Annotated in this window: 13 protein-coding genes; 10 read left to right on the top strand and 3 right to left on the bottom strand. The window is 69.2% G+C overall.

Translation table 11 applies throughout. The features are described from left to right. Nucleotides 1-5: 5 nt before the first annotated feature. The 3 genes from gloA (at nt 6) to E5843_RS11790 (ending at nt 4,961) form a co-directional block, all read left to right on the top strand. On the top strand, nt 6-542 hold the full coding sequence (gloA, locus tag E5843_RS11800) for a lactoylglutathione lyase (RefSeq protein ID WP_136412735.1): 537 nt from the start codon (nt 6-8) through the stop codon (nt 540-542). Between the two features lie 724 nt (nt 543-1,266). Continuing rightward, on the top strand, nt 1,267-3,876 hold the full coding sequence (gene clpB, locus E5843_RS11795) for an ATP-dependent chaperone ClpB (protein ID WP_136412734.1): 2,610 nt from the start codon (nt 1,267-1,269) through the stop codon (nt 3,874-3,876). A gap of 170 nt (nt 3,877-4,046) precedes the next feature. Beyond that, entirely contained in the window at nt 4,047-4,961 is a 915-nt protein-coding gene (locus E5843_RS11790) for a TIGR01777 family oxidoreductase (RefSeq protein ID WP_141066019.1), read from the top strand. A 61-nt stretch (nt 4,962-5,022) separates the two neighbouring features. Here E5843_RS11790 and ybaL read toward each other — a convergent pair whose 3' ends face one another. Then, nucleotides 5,023-6,768: a YbaL family putative K(+) efflux transporter gene (gene ybaL / locus E5843_RS11785; RefSeq protein WP_136412733.1), complete on the bottom strand. Its 1,746-nt coding sequence runs from the start codon at nt 6,766-6,768 to the stop codon at nt 5,023-5,025. A 159-nt stretch (nt 6,769-6,927) separates the two neighbouring features. After that, the gene (locus E5843_RS11780; protein WP_136412732.1) at nt 6,928-9,330 is read right to left on the bottom strand and encodes a TonB-dependent receptor plug domain-containing protein; all 2,403 of its coding nucleotides are present in this window, start codon (nt 9,328-9,330) and stop codon (nt 6,928-6,930) included. A 198-nt stretch (nt 9,331-9,528) separates the two neighbouring features. Between E5843_RS11780 and E5843_RS11775 the strand changes: the two genes are divergently transcribed. Beyond that, nucleotides 9,529-11,391 (top strand): ABC-F family ATP-binding cassette domain-containing protein, encoded by a 1,863-nt coding sequence (locus tag E5843_RS11775; protein WP_141066018.1) that lies wholly within the window; start codon nt 9,529-9,531, stop codon nt 11,389-11,391. Nucleotides 11,392-11,507: 116 nt separating this feature from the next. Further along, entirely contained in the window at nt 11,508-12,182 is a 675-nt protein-coding gene (locus E5843_RS11770) for a hypothetical protein (protein WP_136412731.1), read from the top strand. Between the two features lie 828 nt (nt 12,183-13,010). Here E5843_RS11770 and E5843_RS11765 read toward each other — a convergent pair. Further along, nucleotides 13,011-13,724, bottom strand: a complete 714-nt coding sequence (locus E5843_RS11765; protein WP_136412730.1) for an SIMPL domain-containing protein — start codon at nt 13,722-13,724, stop codon at nt 13,011-13,013. Nucleotides 13,725-13,835: 111 nt separating this feature from the next. Between E5843_RS11765 and E5843_RS11760 the strand changes: the two genes are divergently transcribed. The 5 genes from E5843_RS11760 (at nt 13,836) to E5843_RS11740 (ending at nt 17,981) form a co-directional block, all read left to right on the top strand. Further along, nucleotides 13,836-14,153 carry an FmdB family zinc ribbon protein gene (locus E5843_RS11760; RefSeq protein ID WP_134674113.1) on the top strand — a complete coding sequence of 106 codons (318 nt, stop codon included), beginning with the start codon at nt 13,836-13,838 and terminating at the stop codon, nt 14,151-14,153. 105 nt (nt 14,154-14,258) lie between these two features. Continuing rightward, nucleotides 14,259-16,019 carry an aspartate--tRNA ligase gene (aspS, locus tag E5843_RS11755; protein ID WP_136412729.1) on the top strand — a complete coding sequence of 587 codons (1,761 nt, stop codon included), beginning with the start codon at nt 14,259-14,261 and terminating at the stop codon, nt 16,017-16,019. A gap of 20 nt (nt 16,020-16,039) precedes the next feature. Further along, nucleotides 16,040-16,576: a GNAT family N-acetyltransferase gene (locus E5843_RS11750; protein WP_136412728.1), complete on the top strand. Its 537-nt coding sequence runs from the start codon at nt 16,040-16,042 to the stop codon at nt 16,574-16,576. After that, the gene (locus tag E5843_RS11745; protein ID WP_166815996.1) at nt 16,569-17,216 is read left to right on the top strand and encodes an esterase/lipase family protein; all 648 of its coding nucleotides are present in this window, start codon (nt 16,569-16,571) and stop codon (nt 17,214-17,216) included. Before E5843_RS11750 ends, E5843_RS11745 begins: the two co-directional genes overlap by 8 nt. Before the next feature lie 33 nt (nt 17,217-17,249). After that, a complete protein-coding gene (locus E5843_RS11740; protein ID WP_136412727.1) occupies nt 17,250-17,981 on the top strand; it encodes a YebC/PmpR family DNA-binding transcriptional regulator in 732 nt (243 codons plus the stop codon). Nucleotides 17,982-18,015 lie beyond the last annotated feature (34 nt).

The following is an 18,015-nucleotide window of genomic DNA, read 5'->3' as shown; positions in this document are numbered from 1 at the left end:
CCACCATGACCGTAACCACGCGTGCCGATCTGGCACAGGTGTCCGGTGTCGCCAGCGAGCGCGATGCCGCCACCCGCGGCTTCGTGTTCAACCACACGATGCTGCGGATCAAGGATCCACGGGCGTCGCTGGAGTTCTACACCGGCGTGCTCGGCTTCACCCTGGTGCGCAGGATCGACTTCGCCGAGGCGAAGTTCAGCCTGTATTTCCTCGTTATGACCGACGACGCGAGCGCGATCCCCGACGACGATGTCGCGCGCAAGCAGTGGCTGGCCGCGCAGCCCGGCGTGCTCGAACTCACCCACAACCACGGCACCGAGAGCGAAGACGGGGCGGTCTACCACGACGGCAACAGCGATCCACGCGGCTTCGGTCACATCTGCGTGAGCGTGCCGGACGTGGTCGCGGCCTGCGCGCGCTTCGAGGAGCTCGGCGTTGCGTTCCAGAAGCGCCTCACCGACGGCCGCATGCGGGAGATCGCCTTCATCAAGGATCCGGACGGATATTGGGTGGAGATCATCCAGCCGACGCCGCTGGGCTGATCGGCGACGAACTGCCGCCCACACTCCACGTGGATTTGTGGCCGCTTATTGGAGAGGGACGGTTCTTGCTCCAAGTGGTGGCGGGCGTGGTGGAGCTGGCGAATGGTGCTCCGTAGTGAGCCGGCGCGGTATCGCCCGTCGGGACACGCCGTGAATCCGTCCATGGAGGCTTGACGGCGCCATCCATGGCGCCGACAGTCCCGCCGCTCGACACCGCACCGTCTCTGCCGGCAGCGCAGCGGCTGCGAGGAAGTGCGTGGGGAGCCGGTGACCCCTCCAGATGGGCAGCGAGTTGAGACATGAGAGGTGCTTCTGTCGCAGCTAGCAGGCGCCTCCATCAGCCACGCACGCGATCAAGGCCTTGGCGTCATGCATGGATTAACGGCGTCTCCGCGCCGTGATGTCGTACCGGGCCGTCGCCCACGATTCCGCAGACAACGCTCATCGAGCTCCTGCATCTCCGCTCTTCGGGCAGCTCCCGCGAACTCCCGAGGGACGGTGCGGTGTCGCGGGGCGGGACTGTCGGCGCCATGGATGGCGCCGACAAGCCTCCATGGACGGATTCACGGCGTGTCCCGCCCTGCGACACCGCGCCGGCCCGGCCGCCGACTCCGGAGTGCATCCGCCTGGACGTCCGTTGTCGCCTGCTTGAATCAACCCCACCCGCCCGCATCTGACGGATATCGCCGGCCAGCCGCCGGCCACGATTCCCGAGGACACGCCCATGCGGATGGACAAGCTCACGTCGCGCTTCCAGCAGGCCATTGCCGATGCCCAGTCGCTGGCCGTCGGCCGCGACCACAACCTGATCGAACCCGCGCACCTGCTGGTCGCGCTTGTCGACCAGCAGGGCGGCGGTACCCGCCCACTGCTCTCCCAGGCCGGCGTCAACGTGCCGCTGCTGCGTGAGCGGCTCGGCGAAGTACTCGAACGTCTGCCGAAGGTGTCCGGCCAGGCCGGGCAGGTCTCGGTCGGCAACGACCTCGGGCGGCTGCTCAACCATACCGACAAGCTCGCCCAGCAGCGTGGCGATGCCTATATCGCCTCGGAGCTGTTCCTGCTGGCCGCGCTGGAGGACGGTGGCGACGCCGGTCGTGCGCTCAAGGCCGCCGGCGCGGACAAGGCGCGCCTTGAAGCCGCGATCGATGCCATGCGTGGTGGCGAGGCGGTATCGGACGAGAACGCCGAGGACGCGCGACAGGCGTTGCAGAAGTACACCATCGACCTCACCGCGCGCGCCGAGTCCGGCAAGCTCGATCCGGTGATCGGCCGCGACGAGGAGATCCGCCGCACCATTCAGGTGCTGCAGCGCAGGACCAAGAACAACCCGGTGCTGATCGGCGAGCCCGGCGTCGGCAAGACCGCGATCGCCGAAGGTCTCGCGCAGCGCATCATCAACAACGAAGTGCCCGAAGGCCTGCGTGGCAAGCGCGTGCTGAGCCTCGACATGGGCGCGCTGATCGCCGGCGCCAAGTACCGCGGCGAGTTCGAGGAGCGGCTGAAGGCCGTGCTCAACGACCTGGCCAAGAACGAAGGCCAGATCATCCTCTTCATCGACGAGCTGCACACGATGGTCGGCGCCGGCAAGGCGGAAGGCTCGATGGACGCCGGGAACATGCTGAAGCCCGCGCTGGCACGCGGCGAACTGCATTGCATCGGCGCCACCACGCTCGACGAATACCGCAAATACGTGGAGAAGGACGCGGCGCTGGAGCGTAGATTCCAGAAGGTGTTCGTGGGCGAGCCCTCGGTGGAGGACACGATCGCGATCCTGCGCGGGCTGAAGGAAAAATACGCGGTGCACCACGGTGTCGAGATCACCGACCCGGCGATCGTCGCCGCGGCGACGCTCTCGAACCGCTACATCGCCGATCGCCAGCTGCCGGACAAGGCCATCGACCTGATGGACGAGGCCGCCAGCCGCATCCGCATGGAGATCGACTCCAAGCCGGAGGAACTCGACCGTCGCGAGCGCCGGCTGATCCAGCTCAAGATCCAGCGCGAAGCGCTGAAGAAGGAGAAGGACGACGCCTCGAAACAGCGCCTGGCCGACCTCGAAGCCGAGATCGCCACGCTCGAGCGCGAGTACAACGATCTGGAAGAGGTATGGAAGGCCGAGAAGGCCACGGTGCAGGGCGCGACCCGGATCAAGGAGCAGATCGAGGTCGCGCGGCTGGAACTCGAGGCCGCGCAGCGCCGGCAGGACTTCGCCAAGATGAGCGAGATCCAGTACGGCCGTCTGCCGGAGCTGGACAAGCAGCTCAAGGCCGCGCAGGAGGCCGAGACCACCGGCTTCACCCTGCTGCAGGACAAGGTGACCGCCGAGGAGATCGCCGAGGTGGTCGCGCGCTGGACCGGCATCCCGGTCAACCGGATGCTGGAAGGCGAGCGCGAGAAGCTGCTGAAGATGGAGGACATGCTGCACGCACGCGTGGTCGGCCAGGACGAGGCGATCAAGGTGGTGTCGGATGCGGTGCGCCGCTCGCGTGCCGGGCTTTCCGACCCGAACCGACCATCGGGATCGTTCCTGTTCCTCGGCCCCACCGGCGTGGGCAAGACCGAACTCAGCAAGGCGCTGGCGGAGTTCCTGTTCGACTCGGCCGACGCGATGGTGCGCATCGACATGAGCGAGTTCATGGAGAAGCACGCGGTGTCGCGGCTGGTCGGCGCACCGCCCGGCTATGTCGGCTACGAGGAGGGCGGCTATCTCACCGAAGCGGTGCGCCGGCGTCCGTACAGCGTGATCCTGCTCGACGAGGTCGAGAAGGCGCATCCGGACGTCTTCAACATCCTGCTGCAGGTGCTCGACGACGGGCGGCTGACCGACGGCCAGGGCCGCACCGTCGACTTCCGCAACACCGTGATCATCATGACCTCCAACCTCGGTTCGCAGATGATCCAGGAGCTTGCAGGGGAGGGCGGCACGGGTGGCGACGACGGGCAGTCGGCGATCGCCTACACGCAGATGAAGGCGGCGGTGATGGGCGTGGTGCAGGCGCATTTCCGCCCCGAATTCGTCAACCGCCTCGACGACATCATCGTGTTCCATCCGTTGCAGAAGGCGCAGATCCGCCAGATCGCGCGGATCCAGCTGCGCGGTCTCGAACAGCGGCTGGCCGATCGCGGACTGCGGCTGGAGATCGGCGACGCTGCGTTCGACCTCCTCGGCAACGTCGGCTTCGATCCGGTGTACGGCGCGCGCCCGCTCAAGCGCGCGGTGCAGCAGCAGCTGGAGAACCCGCTGGCGCAGAAGATCCTCGCCGGCGAGTTCGCAGGCGGCGACACGATCAGGGTCGATGCGGAGGGCGGCAGCCTGGTGTTCCGCCACGCTTGATGCGATCCATGCGGCACGCGCGCGTCGTGCCGCATGCGGTCTCCACGCGGGTGGTTGTGGAAACAGTCAGCAGCCGCTGACGTGCATTTCATCGCCGCTTTGTTGCAGTGGGCGCGAACGGACCACAAAGCGAATGGACGCGAGGTCGGTCCCCGCAGCAAGAGGTTTCGATGCGCATCCTCATCACCGGAGGCAGCGGCTTCCTGGGCCGCGCGCTGAGCGGCGCGCTGCTTGGGCAGGGTGCCGCGCCGACATGGCTGTCGCGCGATCCGCGCGCCGTCGTGGCACCTGGAGGCGTCGACGTGCGCGGCTATGACGGATTGCACGCATCCGACTGTTTCGACGTGGTGGTGAACCTCGCCGGCGCCGGCATTGCCGATGGCCGCTGGAGTGATGCACGCAAGCAGGTGCTGTTCGACAGCCGTCTTGAGCCGACGCGCAGCGTGGTCGACTGGATCCGCCGTGCACGGACGCGGCCCCGGCTGCTGCTCAGTGGCTCCGCGGTCGGCTGGTACGGGCGCCAGCCCGCGGACCGCGAACTGGTGGAGGACAGCGCTGCGCATCCGGAGTTCGTGCACGCGCTGTGCGCGCACTGGGAGCGCGCCGCCCTGGAGGCGGTGACACTGGACGTGCCGGTGGTGCTGCTGCGCACTGGCGTGGTGCTCGATCCCGCCGGGGGCATGTTGCGCCGGTTGCTGCCGGTGTTCCGGCTCGGTGCGGGTGGCCGCCTCGGCAGTGGCGAGCAGGTGCTGAGCTGGATTTCCCGCGAGGACTGGGTGCGTGCGGTGCTGGAGCTCCTCGACCAGCAGACCGGCCGTCCGGCACTCGCGGGACCGGTGAACCTGACCGCGCCGGCGCCGGTCAGCAACCGCGAGTTCACCCGCGTCCTCGCCGGTGCCGTGCACCGCCCCGCCTGGGCCACGGTGCCGGCAGGTGTCCTGCGGCTGGCCCTGGGCGAGATGTCGACCCTGCTGCTCGACGGCCAGCGCGTGCTGCCGCGGCGGCTGCTGGACACCGGCTTCGAATTCCGCCATCCGCGGCTGGATGCGTTGTTGCGTCCGGGGTTTGCACGCCAGCAGGCCTGACCGGCACGTCGCAAAGCTGTCCGCACCCGGGACCGGGTCTTCGCGAGTGCGTCTTGGACCCTCAGGCTGCCGAGGCGGTGTCCGGGTCGGGCACCGGCTTGGCGTCACCCGTTGCCGGCGCGATGACGCGCGGCTGGTCGCGCAACGCGCGGAACGGCGGTGTCGCCATCACCATTTCCGACAGCGAATACGCGAGCTCGCGCTCGGCCAGCACCGCGGCATCGGCGCCGCGTTCGAGCAGATGGCGGACCTCGCCCTCGCTGTGCGCGCGCGCCAGGATGCTCAGCGCCGGATTGGCCTGGCGCATGCGGGCGATGGTCTCGCCGGCCTCGAGCACATGCGGGATCGCGAAGATCGCCATCTTCGCCAGCTCGGGCCGTGCTTCGGCCAGCACCGCTTCGGCGGCAACGTTGCCGCGCACGGTGAGGAAGCCGGCATCGCGCGAACGCGCGACCAGTTCACCATCCTCTTCCACGATCACCAGCGGTACGCCGCGCTCGCGCAGCAGCCCGGCCAGATGGCTGCCGACGCGGCCGAACCCCACCAGGATCGCGTGATCGGCGATCACCAGCGGGGGTGGTAGTTCCGGGCTCGGCGCCAGCGCGGCGGCGCGTGCATCCTCTCGCGCCTGCCAGCGGTCGAGCAGGGCGAACACCAGCGGATTGCACATGATCGACAGCAGCGCGCCGGCGAGGATCAGGTCCTGTCCTCCCGGCGGCAGCACGCCAAGCGTCAGCCCGAGCCCGGCGAGGATGAAGGAGAACTCGCCGATCTGCGCCAGGCTCGCGGAGATCGTCAGCGCGGTGGAGTTCGGCTTGCCGAACGCGCGCACGATGCCCCAGGCCGCCAGCGACTTGCCGACCACGATGATCAGGAAGGTCGCCAGCACCTCCAGCGGCTGCTCGACGACGATGCGCGGGTCGAACAGCATCCCCACCGACACGAAGAACAGCACCGCGAACGCATCGCGCATCGGCAGCGAATCGTTGGCCGCCTTGTGGCCGAACTCGCTTTCGTTGAGCAGCATGCCGGCGAAGAACGCGCCCAGCGCGAACGACACCCCGAAGAATTCGGAGGCGCCGAACGCCACCCCCATCGCCACCGCCAGCACGCACAGGGTGAACAGCTCGCGCGAGCCGGTGCCGGCCACCCGGCCCAGCACCCAGGGCATCACCCGGCGGCCGACCAGCAGCATCACCGCGATGAAGGCGCCGACCTTGCCCAACGTGACCAGCAGGCTGATGCCGACACCGGTCCCGCCGAGGCCGCTGGCGGTGCCTTCCAGCGCCGCCGCCACCGGTGGCAACAGCACCAGCGCCAGCACCATCGCCAGGTCCTCGACGATCAACCAGCCCACCGCGATATGGCCGCGCACGGTGTCGAGCAGGCGCCGTTCCTCCAGCGCGCGCAGCAGCACCACGGTGCTCGCCACCGACAGCGCCAGCCCGAACACCAGGCCCGCCGCATGCGACCAGCCGAGCAGCCGCGCCAGCCCCCAGCCCATCGCGGTGGCCACCGCGATCTGCACCACCGCGCCCGGTAGTGCGATGGCGCGCACCGACATCAGCTCACGCAGCGAGAAATGCAGGCCGACGCCGAACATCAGCAGGATCACCCCGAGTTCGGCGACCTGCGGTGCGAGTTCCTGGTCGGCGACGAAGCCGGGAGTGAACGGGCCGGCGATGATGCCGGCCAGCAGGTAGCCCACGATCGGTGACATCCGCAGCCGCTGCGCGGCCAGCCCCAGCACGAAGGCCAGTACGAACCCCACGCACAGGATCGAGATCAGCGAGATGTCGTGCGGCATCGGTGGGCGTCCCGGTCATACGGTTCGCGGGCGGGTCGGGCGCGCCTCGCGCGCATTCGCACGCGAGCGGATCATCTGCAGGCATTGCGAGTCTGGCACAGCGGTCGCGACACCCGGATGACGCCGGGTGCCGCGACGTTGGCGCTACACCGCGCGTGATTACCAGCGGTAGGCGATACGGCCGTAGACGTAGGCGCCGTTGAAGCCGAACGGGCTCTGCGAAGGGTAGATCAGCTGGCCCGAGGTGGAGTTGGCCGCCAGCACCTGGTCCGGATACTCGTTGAGCACGTTGTCGCCGCCGACGGTGAATTCCCAGCTGTCGACGCGGTACGTCGCCGCGAGGTCGAGCAGCCACTTCGCGCTGAAGGTCTGGTCGAGTGCCGGCGAGGCGTTGTTGATGGTGAATTCGCCATAGCGGGTGGCGGTCGCGGACAGGCTCAGGCCGCCCACCGTCCACACGCTGTTGAGCATGGCCTTGTCACGCGGCGCGCCCACCTCGAACCGGCCGAGTTCGACCCGCCCGAAACGCAGCGCGGTGGGGTCGATCGCCTCCAGCGCCGCCGGGTTCGGTGTCACCCGGTCGATCTCGGTCTTGTTGTAGTTGTAGCCCAGCATCAGGTCGAGCGTGCTGGCGGCGAGCTCCCAGCCGTAGGTGCCGACCACGTCGATGCCGGTGGTGGTGGTGTCGAGTGCATTGGTGAAGTAGCGGCCGCCGGCGACATCCGGAAAGCCATTCGTGTTGAGCCAGTTGCGCACCGCGGTGCTGTTGAGGTTTTCCGACAGGGTGATGCGGTCCTCGAGCTTGATGCGGTAGGCGTCGATGGTCACGTACAGGCGCTCGGCCGGGGTCAGCACCAGGCCCAGGCTGAGGTTCTCCGAGGTTTCGGCCTGCAGCGGTTCGGCACCCAGCGCGATGCCGGCCGGGTTGGTGACGCGGAAGGTGACCAGGTCGAACGGGATGCCGCCGATGAAGTTGGTCGAAGTGGTCTGGTAGTACTGCTGCGCGAGCGATGGCGCATGGAAGCCGGTGGACACCGTGCCGCGCAGCGCGATCGCATCGTTGAATGCATAGCGCGCGGTGACCTTGCCGGTGGTGGTGTCGCCGAAGTCGCTGTAGGACTCGTGGCGCGCGGCGATGCCGGCCGAGAACTTCTCGGTGATGTCGCCCTCGAGCCCGGCGTAGAACGAATAGCTGTGGCGGTCGAAGCTGCCGCTGTCGGATGCGCGGAAGCCCGGGAACACCTGCGCGCCTGAGGGCGCCGGCTGCCCGTTCGGCAGCAGCACGCCGCCGTTGATGTAGGACGCCGGCTCGCCGGGGCCGATGGTGTATTCCTCGCCGCGCCATTCGGCGCCGTAGGACAGGGTGACCGGATACGCCAGGCCCCAGTCGAGTTTGCGGTTGAGGTCGAGGTTCAGCACGTGCTGGTCGAGCTCCAGCGCACCGGCGTAGAAGCGCGTCGGCGACGACGGCCCGAGGCTGCGGTTGAGCGTGTTGAGGATGTCGAACTCCAGCTCGTTGCTGCCGTAGGTGTAGCTGAGGTCGATCCCGGCGCCCCCGGCGGTGGAGGTGCGCAGGCCGGTGGACACGCTGATGTCGGAGGAGGTGTTGAAGATCTGCGGCAGGAAGCCATCCGGATAGATCGACGGAATGTTGCGGGTGTCGCCGGCGGGGCGGAAGAAGCCGTTGGAGAGCGTCTCGCGGCGGGTGTACAGGCCGTAGGAATACACCTGCAGGTAGTCGGTGATGTCGACTTCGCCGTTGTAGAGCACGGAACCGTTGTCCACTTCCGGGTCGCCGTAGCGCTGCACCACCTCGCCCAGCGGCGGATTGGTCGCGGACGGCGCGCCCGCGAACGCGCGCGCGCGGTCGGTCTGCTCCTGGTAGCCGAACTGCGCGGCCAGGTGCACCTTGCCGCGATCGCCGAGCCTCAGGCCCACGTCGCCAAGCAGCTGCGCCTGCTGGCCGTCGCCGGCGCTGTACTGGCCGCCGGTCAGGCTGACCGCGCCGCCCTCGCCGGAGCCCTTCAGCACGATGTTGATGACCCCGGCGATGGCGTCCGAGCCGTACTGCGCCGACGCGCCATCGCGCAGCACCTCCACCCGCTCGATCGCCGCGATCGGGATCGAATTGAGGTCGACCGGCGACGAGCTGCGGCCCTGGCTGCCGTTGACGTTGACCAGCGCGCCGGGGTGGTAGCGCTTGCCGTTGACCAGCACCAGGGTGTGGTCGGGGGCGAGGCCGCGCAGCTGCGCCGGGCGCATGGCGTCGGTGCCGTCGTTGATCGCCGCGCGCGGGAAGTTCAGCGAGGGCACCGCGCGCGACAGCGCCGTGGCCAGCTCGACGGTGCCGGTAGCGGCCAGTGCCTCGGGCGTGATGATGTCGATCGGCGCGGTCGATTCGGCCACCGTGCGGTCGGTGACGCGGGTGCCGGTGACGATCAGGGTGTCGAGCGTGGTGGGGCGTTGCGTGGGGGCGCCCGGGGCCGGCGTGGCCTGCTGGGCATGGGCGAACGGGCTGGCGAGGGCGAACACGATGGCGACTGCGAGCGGACGACGGGTCATGCGGGTACCTCTCCCTGGTGGTGGATGACGTTGCCCTTGCGGGCTGCATCCGGCTGTAGCACCGCCTGTTGCGCTGCGCAAATGTTTCAGCGGTAACCGTGTCGGGCGGAAGCAGGGTCCTGAATGCGGCCTGCGCGTCACCCGGCCGGCGGAGCACCTGCCGACCGGCCGCCGGGGTCGGACCGGTAGAATGCGCGGATGATCTCTTTCCGGAATTTCGCCCTCAGGCGGGGCGAACGCCTGCTGCTGTCCGATGTCGACCTCGCCCTGCACGCCGGCTGGCGGGTGGGCGTGGTCGGCCGCAACGGCACCGGCAAATCCTCGCTGTTCGCCGCGGTGCGTGGCGAGGTCGAAGCCGATCGTGGCGACCTCGACCTGCCCAATCGCGTGCGGGTGGCCAGCATCGCCCAGGAGCTGCCGTCGCTGCCGGACCCGGCGATCGACTTCGTGCTCGGCGGCGATGCCGCGGTGGCCGCCGTGCTCAAGACCGAGGCCGAGGCGCTGGCTGCCGAGGACTGGGAAGCCGTCGCCAACGTGCACCTGCGCATGGCCGAGGTCGGCGCCTACGACGCCGGCGCGCGCGCCGGCAAGCTGTTGCACGGGCTGGGCTTTCCGGCCGAAACCCACCAGCGCGCGGTGGCCACGTTCTCCGGCGGCTGGCGGGTGCGCCTGAACCTTGCGCGCGCGCTGATGACCCCCAGCGACCTGCTGCTGCTCGACGAGCCGACCAACCATCTCGATCTCGACGCGGTGCTGTGGCTGGAGCAGTGGCTGCTGAAGTACCCGGGCACGCTGCTCTTGATCTCGCATGACCGCGAATTCCTCGACAACGTCTGCACCCACACCCTGCACCTGCACGGCGGCAAGGCGAAGCTCTATACCGGCGACTACACCTCGTTCGAGCGCCAGCGCTCCGAGCAGCTGCGCCTGCAGCAGATCACCCACGAAAAGACCCAGGCCGAACGCGCGCACCTGCAGAAGTTCATCGACCGCTTCAAGGCCAGCGCGGCCAAGGCCAAGCAGGCGCAGTCGCGGGTCAAGCGCCTGGCCAAGATGGCCGACACCGAAGCCGTGCGCGCCGAGCGCGAGGTGCGGATCGACTTCCCGGCGCCGGTGAAACTGCCGCATGCGCTGCTGCGCATCAACGATGGCCGCTGCGGCTATGCCACGGCGTCGGGCGACGCCGTCATTCTCGACAACGTCGGTTTCGGCCTGGAGGCCGGCGACCGCATCGGCCTGCTCGGCCCCAACGGCGCCGGCAAGTCGACGCTGGTGAAGACGCTGGTCGGCGACCTGCCGCTGCTGGCCGGCGAGCGCTACGCGCATCCCGACCTGCGCATCGGCTACTTCGCCCAGCACACGGTGGAATCGCTGGTGGCCGGCACCTCGCCGATCGACCATCTGCGCGAACTCTCGCCGACCGTCGCCACCCAGGCCTTCCGCGATTTCCTCGGCAAGTGGAGTTTCCCCGGCGACCGCGCATTCGAATCGATCGACGGCTTCTCCGGCGGCGAGCGCGCCCGCCTGGCATTGGCGCTGCTGGCCTGGCTGCAGCCCAACGTGCTGCTGCTGGACGAGCCCACCAACCACCTCGACCTCGAGATGCGCGAGGCGCTCGCCGAGGCGCTGTCCGATTTCGCCGGGGCGATCGTGCTGGTCTCGCACGACCGCCACCTGATCGGCCTGGTCAGCGATACCTTCTGGCGCGTCGCCGACGGCGTGGTCAAGCCGTTCGATGGCGACCTCGACGAATACGCGACATGGCTGCGCGCGCGCGGCAACGTGGGCGAACTGAAGGCGCCGGCCGTTGCAGCGCCACCCGCGCCCGCGGTGGTATCCAAACCTGCCGCGCTGAAGGCCAATCCCCACAAGCTTGAGAAGGCCGAGGCGCGCGTGGCGGGGCTCGAACAGGCCCTGGCGGACATCGACGCCGCCCTGTCCGATCCCGCGACCTACAGCAACGCCGCGAAGGCGGCCGAGCTGGGCCAGCGCCAGGCCGCACTGCGTGCCGATCTCGAGCGCGCCGAAGGCGAACTGCTGGCGTTGTACGAGACAGCGTGACCGTGTGCGGGAGAGGTGCAACGGCTGTCCGAAGCCGCGCACCATGCATGGCAATGCCCGGGGTGTAACGGAGTCCCGGCTTGCAGCGTCGCGGCGGCGGCGGGTAGGGTGCGTGGATGAACGCATTCAAACTTTCCGCCTCGATCGCCGTCGCACTCGCACTTGCCGCGTGCTCTCCCTCCAGTGAAACCGCGTCCACCGATGCGCCGGTGACCTCCGCGGCCAACACCGCGCCGGCCGAAGGCATCGACGTCGCCAATGCGCCCGCCGACGAGTTCATGGCCGCGATCGCCCATCACTGCGGGCAGGCTTTCGAAGGCCGCATCGTCACCAACGAGCCCGCGCCGACCACGCCGGACGCATTCGAGGGCCAGCGCCTGGTGATGCATGTGCGCGGCTGCGACGACCCGACCCGCGAGCTCAAGGTGCCGTTCCACGTTGGCGACGACCATTCGCGCACCTGGGTGCTGACCCGCACCGACACCGGCGTGCGCCTCAAGCACGACCATCGCCACGAGGACGGCAGCGAGGACGCGGTGACGATGTACGGTGGTGACACCACCTCCGCTGGCACGGCGCAGCGGCAGGAATTCCCGGTCGATGCGGAGTCGATCGCCACCTTCGAACGCGAAGGTCTCAACGCGTCGGTCACCAACACCTGGGCGATGGAGATCGAGCCCGACCAGCGTTTCGTCTACGAACTCTCGCGCCCCGGTGGCCGCATGTTCCAGGTCGAGTTCGACCTGACCCGTCCGGTGGAACTGCCGCCGACGCCGTGGGGGCATGAGTAGGCGCGACTCGAACCCGGTCGTCGAGACGTGGCGCGACTACTTTGCAGGGCGTTTACGTTGTGTGGCGCAGAAGGCGCTGGTCATAGCGCTCTCGTGACAAACACGCCTGCGTTCTCCCGCTGCTCCGATTCGCTTGGGGTCGGGACTGGAGCGATCAGGTCCTGCTCGTGCTGTGCTCACGCGTCGATCTCTGCATCCAGTCGCTGACCAGCTGACGGCGAGTTCGCTCCGGTGCGTTGCGCGCTGCCCGCCGCGCGCACCGGGGGGTGTGCTCCCCCGGTCGAAGTCCGCGTCCAGCTACCACGGCCGGCCGCCGGCCATCCATGGCCGGCTGGGACCACACCCCCCCGGTGCACGCGACGGGCTCGGACATGCGTTGGCTTCGGCACGTAGAGCGGAAAATGGGCCGCTGAAGTCGCTGCAACAACCCTTCTCCCGCACGCAGGAGAGGGGTTCCGGAGCCACAGTCGTCTGTTGCGCGCTGTTGTCCTCCCAGACGCGACAACCGGTCAGAGCCCGCCGCGGCCACAGGGGGATGTCCAGAGCCGGCCATGGATGGCCGGCGGCCGGATTTGGTAGCAGGACGCGGAGATATCCGGCTGGGCATCCCCCTGTGGCCGCGGTGGGCGGTCCCGGATTCCAGCGAGCGTCCCTTGACCATTCAACGGGACTCGACGGCCGGGAAGGGTGGGACTGTCCTCAGAAACGGATTCACGGCGAGTCCCGCCCTGCAATACCGCATCGGCCCCACCGCACTGGTCCTTTGCCGCGTAGGCGCGCATTGTCCCTAACGGCTGGTACGGGCTCGTGCGCTGTCGGTGAGCCACCTCAATCCTTCAGGAAATACTCCACCGTCGACACCACGCGCACGGTCTTGACGTGCGGGCTGCCGCGGTCGCGGTCGCTGATCGAGATCACGCCCTGGTTGGCGCTGCGGATGCCGCCGATGCGTGCGCCGGAATCGTTGGCGAACTGCTCGGCGGAGGCGCGTGCATTCGCGGTGGCCTCGGCGATCAGTTCGGGCTTGATGTCGTTCAGGCGGGTGAACTCGAACTGCGGCCCGCCGCCCTCGTCGGTATTGAGCATCACCCCGCCGGCGACCATCTGCCCGCTGCGACGCAGTGCTTCCATCGCTTCGGCGACGCGACCGGTGCGCAGCGTCACCGTGTTGGAGTAGCGGTAGCGCTCCGGCGGACGGCTCTCGCCCCAGGAATAGGCCCAGCGATCCTCCAGCCGTGGCGGCGACACCACCACCTCGTCGTCGGGGAACCCGGCGCCGGACAGGAACGCGCGGATGGTCGCAGTGTTGGCGTCGAGTTGCGATTGCACCGCGGCGAGGTCATCGCCGCCCACGGTCTGCGACAGCGGCCAGACCACGAGGTCGGCATCGACGGTGCGTTCGGCCAGCCCCTTCACCGTCACGAAGCGGTCGGCCGTGCGCAGCCCGGTCATGCCGTGCGACGCGAACCAGCCCGCGCCCAGCAACCCCAGCGCGATCAGCAGGGCGGCGACGACGGTGCGGAAGTTCGGCGGCTGTGCCATGGGCGGGTCTCCAACGATCGGATGCCCAGCCTAGACCGCAGGCCGTGGACTTGAAAGCGCGCGGTCCGCCCCCACAATGCCGGCTCCCCGTTGTCGTTCAGCGATCACGCCATGCCGATCTACGCTTTCCGCTGCGCCGACTGCGGTCATTCCTTCGACCGCCTGCAGAAGCTTTCCGACCCCGATCCGACCGAGTGCCCCGCCTGCGGCGTGGCCGCCCTCGGTCGGCAGGTCACCGCGCCGTCGTTCCGGCTCGCCGGCGGTGGCTGGTACGAGACCGATTTCAAGAAGGACGGTGACAGGAAGCGCAACCTCGCTGACGGTGGCGATTCCGCCAAGCCTTCCGAATCCAGCACCGAGGCCAAGCCCGCGGCGGACGCGAAGCCCGCCGCGAAGGCGGATCCGGCGCCGGCGGCATCCGCGACCTGAAACCTGCGGCGGCCCGCCTGATGGCCCGCATTTGCCGCCCCGCGGGCGCCCCCGCAAAATAGCCGGTTCCCCGGCGGCGCCGGGTCGAATTCCCCCGGAGCTTCCATGCGTACCCACTACTGCGGCCTGATCGACGAGGCAATGATCGGCCAGACCGTGACCCTGTGCGGCTGGGCCGACGTCGCCCGCAACCTCGGCGGCGTCTGCTTCATCGACCTGCGCGACCACGAAGGCATCGTGCAGATCGTCGCCGAGCCGGGCGAGGCGGAAGGCAACGCGGATGTCGTCGCGATCGCCGAGACCATCGGTTACGAGGACTGCCTGCGCATTACCGGCACGGTGCGCCAGCGCCACAACCCGAACACGAAGATCGCCACCGGCCAGGTCGAAGTGGTCGCGACCGCGATCGAGGTGGTCAACAAGGCCGCGCCGCTGCCGTTCCATGCCCACGAGAACCCGGGCGAGGAAACCCGCCTGCGCTACCGCTATCTGGACCTGCGCCGCCCGGAGATGCAGCGCATGCAGCGCACCCGCATCCGCCTGGTGCAGGCCCTGCGGCGCTGGCTCGATGCGCGCGGCTTCCAGGACATCGAGACCCCGATCCTGACCAAGGCCACGCCGGAAGGCGCGCGCGATTTCCTGGTACCGGCGCGCATGCATGCCGGCGAGTTCTACGCGCTGCCGCAGAGCCCGCAGCTGTTCAAGCAGATCCTGATGGTCGCGGGCTTCGATCGTTACTACCAGATCGCGCGCTGCTTCCGCGACGAGGCGCTGCGCGCCGACCGCCAGCTGGAGTTCACCCAGCTCGACATGGAGTTCGCCTGGGTGCGCGAGCCCGACGTGCAGGACGCCGTCGAAGGCATGATGCGCACGGTGTTCAAGGAGGTCATCGACGTCGACCTGGCCGCGCCGTTCCCGCGCATGACCTGGGCCGAAGCGATGCGCCGCTACGGCTCCGACAAGCCGGACCTGCGCATCGCGCTGGAACTGGTGGACGTCGCCGATCTCGTCAGGGACAGCGGCTTCGCGGTGTTCGCCGATGCCGCCAACGATCCCGACGGCCGCGTTGCCGCGCTGCGCGTCCCGGGCGGCGCCACGCTGTCGCGCAAGCAGATCGACGAGTACGCCGCGCATGCGGCCAAGTTCGGCGCCAGGGGCCTGGCCTACATCAAGATCGACGCGGCCGGCGAAGTCTCGTCGCCGATCCGGAAGTTCTTCGACGACGCCGCATTCGCCGCGCTGGTCGCGCACGTGGGCGCGGGCAACGGCGACGTCGTGTTCTTCGGTGCCGGTGGCTACAACCGCGTGTCCGACTTCATGGGCGCGCTGCGACTCAAGGCCGGCAAGGATTTCGGCCTCGTCGAGGACGCCTGGAAGCCGCTGTGGGTCACCGACTTCCCGATGTTCGAGTTCGACGACGAGGCGCAGCGCTACGTGGCCCTGCATCATCCGTTCACCGCACCGGCGGTCGACGACATCGACGACCTGCGCGCGAATGCGAAGACGGCGGTCTCGCGTGGCTACGACATGGTGTTGAACGGCAACGAGATCGGCGGTGGTTCGATCCGCATCCACCGCCCCGAGATGCAGAGCGCGGTGTTCGAACTGCTCGGCATCGATGCGGAGGAGGCGCAGGCGAAGTTCGGCTTCCTGCTCGACGCGCTGAAGTACGGCGCGCCGCCGCATGGTGGTATCGCCTTCGGCATCGACCGCATCGCCGCGCTGATGGCGGGGACCGAATCGATCCGCGACGTCATCGCCTTCCCCAAGACCACCGGCGCGCAGTGCCTGATGACCGGCGCACCGTCGCCGATCGCCGAGGCGCAGCTGGCCGAGGTCCACGTGGCGGTACGGCCGAAAGGCTGAGGCCGCCGGGTGCCCCCCGCATGAGCCCGACGCTGCGCCGCGCCACCGTCGATGACGCGCAGGTGCTGTCGACGCTGGCGGCGCGCACCTTCACCGAAAGCTTCGGCCATCTGTACCCGCGCGAGGATCTCGACGCGTTCCTGGCCGAGGCCTATGCGGTCGGGCGCCAGCGCACGATCCTGGCGCATGCCGATTACGCGGTGTGGCTGCTGGAGGACGATGGCGAAGCGGTCGGCCATGTCGCCGCCGGCCCCTGCGGCCTGCCGCACGCGGACGTGGCGCCGGGCGACGGCGAGATCAAGCGCCTGTATCTGGTGCAGGGCCGGCAGCGCGGCGGCCACGGCGCGCGGATGATGGACGTGGCGATGGCGTGGCTGCTGCGCAGCGGCCCGCGCACCCTGTGGGTCGGCGCGTGGTCCGAAAATCTCGGCGCGCAGCGTTTCTATGCGCGCTACGGCTTCGCCCGCGCCGGCGAATACGTATTCCCGGTGGGGCGCGTGCGCGATCTCGAATACATCCTCAGGCGTCCCGCCGACCCGGGCCCGGCCGATGCCTGAGCCAGCGGGCCAGCGCGTCATCGTGCTGCCCGGCCTGTGGATGCCGGCGGTGTCGATGGCATGGTTCGCCGCGCAGCTGCGCGCACGGGGCTTCGATGCCGGCACGCTGGGATACCGCAGCATCCGCGACGGTGCCACGCGCGTGGTCGACGAACTGCGCGAAGTCCTGCAGGACGGTCCCGCGCATCTGGTCGGCCACAGCCTCGGCGGGGTGATCGCGCTGGAGGCATTGCGCCGTCGCGACGCGCCTGCGGCCGGGCGGGTCGTCTGCATCGGCAGTCCCCTGTGCGGCAGCGATGCCGCGCGCACCCTGCGCTCGCGCGCGCTGACCGCCGCGTACCTGGGCCGCTCGGGCCCGTTGCTCGAACAGGGCTGCGTGCAATGGCCGGCGCAGGTCGAGGTCGGCATGATCGCCGGCACCCGGCCGCGCGGCCTTGGCGGGCTGGTGGCGCGTTTCGACGAGCCGCATGACGGCACCGTGGCGGTGCGCGAGACGCAGGCGCCGGGCCTGGCCGACCATCTGCTGCTGCCGGCCAGCCACACCGGCCTGATGTTCAGCGGGGATGCCGTGGCGCAGGCCGTCCGCTTCCTGCGCGAGGGCGCGTTCGACCACGCGGGAGCAGCGTCCGGCGCGGTGTAAAATCGCGGCTCGTTCAACACAACGGGCATTCCGATGGGTCGTGGACCTTCGATCGAGGCGCGCAAGAACGCCACCGACGCCAAGCGCGGCAAGATCTTCACCAAGATCATCCGCGAGATCGGCGTGGCCGCGCGCGCCGGTGGCGGCGACCCGGCCAACAATCCGCGCCTGCGTGCCGCCATCGACAAGGGCATGGCGCAGAACATGTCGAAGGACGTGGTCGAGCGCGCGATCAGGAAGGCCACCGGCGAGCTCGAGGGTGTCGAATACGAGGAAGTGCGCTACGAGGGCTACGCGCCCGGCGGCATCGCGGTGATCGTCGACTGCCTGACCGACAACCGCGTGCGCACCGTGGCCGATGTCCGCCACGCGTTCTCCAAGTGCGGCGGCAACATGGGCACGGAAGGCTCGGTGTCCTTCATGTTCAAACGCCTCGGTGTGCTGAGCTACGCCGCCGGTGCCGACGAGGACCGGGTGACGGAAGCGGCGATCGAGGCCGGCGCCGACGACGTGGTGCTGTATCCGGAGGACGGCGCGATCGAGGTGATCACCTCGCCCGAGGGATTCCTCGCCGTGCGCGACGCGATGACCGCCGCCGGCATCGCCCCGGCGCATGCGGAGCTCACCTTCCGCGCCGACACCGATGTCGCCGCCGATGCCGACACTGCGCCGCAGGTGCGCAAGCTGCTCGACATGCTCGAGGACATCGACGACGTGCAGGACGTCTACTCCAACGTCGACCAGGCGTCGCTGGACCAGGCCTGATGCGCGGCTGCGGCGCCCTGGCGTGCCCGGCCGC

It is taken from the genome of Luteimonas yindakuii, from assembly GCF_004803715.2.
Taxonomy (GTDB): Bacteria; Pseudomonadota; Gammaproteobacteria; order Xanthomonadales; family Xanthomonadaceae; genus Luteimonas; species Luteimonas yindakuii.
Note: the sequence above shows the minus strand (reverse complement) of the source record. Positions and strands in the feature narration are given on the sequence as shown.

What these genes read in the sequence shown, in the direction of transcription:
- gloA (WP_136412735.1), top strand. Translation starts at nt 6, where the DNA reads ATGACCGTAACCACGCGTGCCGATCTGGCACAGGTGTCCGGTGTCGCC.
- clpB (WP_136412734.1), top strand. Translation starts at nt 1,267, where the DNA reads ATGCGGATGGACAAGCTCACGTCGCGCTTCCAGCAGGCCATTGCCGAT.
- E5843_RS11790 (WP_141066019.1), top strand. Translation starts at nt 4,047, where the DNA reads ATGCGCATCCTCATCACCGGAGGCAGCGGCTTCCTGGGCCGCGCGCTG.
- ybaL (WP_136412733.1), bottom strand. Translation starts at nt 6,768, where the DNA reads ATGCCGCACGACATCTCGCTGATCTCGATCCTGTGCGTGGGGTTCGTA.
- E5843_RS11780 (WP_136412732.1), bottom strand. Translation starts at nt 9,330, where the DNA reads ATGACCCGTCGTCCGCTCGCAGTCGCCATCGTGTTCGCCCTCGCCAGC.
- E5843_RS11775 (WP_141066018.1), top strand. Translation starts at nt 9,529, where the DNA reads ATGATCTCTTTCCGGAATTTCGCCCTCAGGCGGGGCGAACGCCTGCTG.
- E5843_RS11770 (WP_136412731.1), top strand. Translation starts at nt 11,508, where the DNA reads ATGAACGCATTCAAACTTTCCGCCTCGATCGCCGTCGCACTCGCACTT.
- E5843_RS11765 (WP_136412730.1), bottom strand. Translation starts at nt 13,724, where the DNA reads ATGGCACAGCCGCCGAACTTCCGCACCGTCGTCGCCGCCCTGCTGATC.
- E5843_RS11760 (WP_134674113.1), top strand. Translation starts at nt 13,836, where the DNA reads ATGCCGATCTACGCTTTCCGCTGCGCCGACTGCGGTCATTCCTTCGAC.
- aspS (WP_136412729.1), top strand. Translation starts at nt 14,259, where the DNA reads ATGCGTACCCACTACTGCGGCCTGATCGACGAGGCAATGATCGGCCAG.
- E5843_RS11750 (WP_136412728.1), top strand. Translation starts at nt 16,040, where the DNA reads ATGAGCCCGACGCTGCGCCGCGCCACCGTCGATGACGCGCAGGTGCTG.
- E5843_RS11745 (WP_166815996.1), top strand. Translation starts at nt 16,569, where the DNA reads ATGCCTGAGCCAGCGGGCCAGCGCGTCATCGTGCTGCCCGGCCTGTGG.
- E5843_RS11740 (WP_136412727.1), top strand. Translation starts at nt 17,250, where the DNA reads ATGGGTCGTGGACCTTCGATCGAGGCGCGCAAGAACGCCACCGACGCC.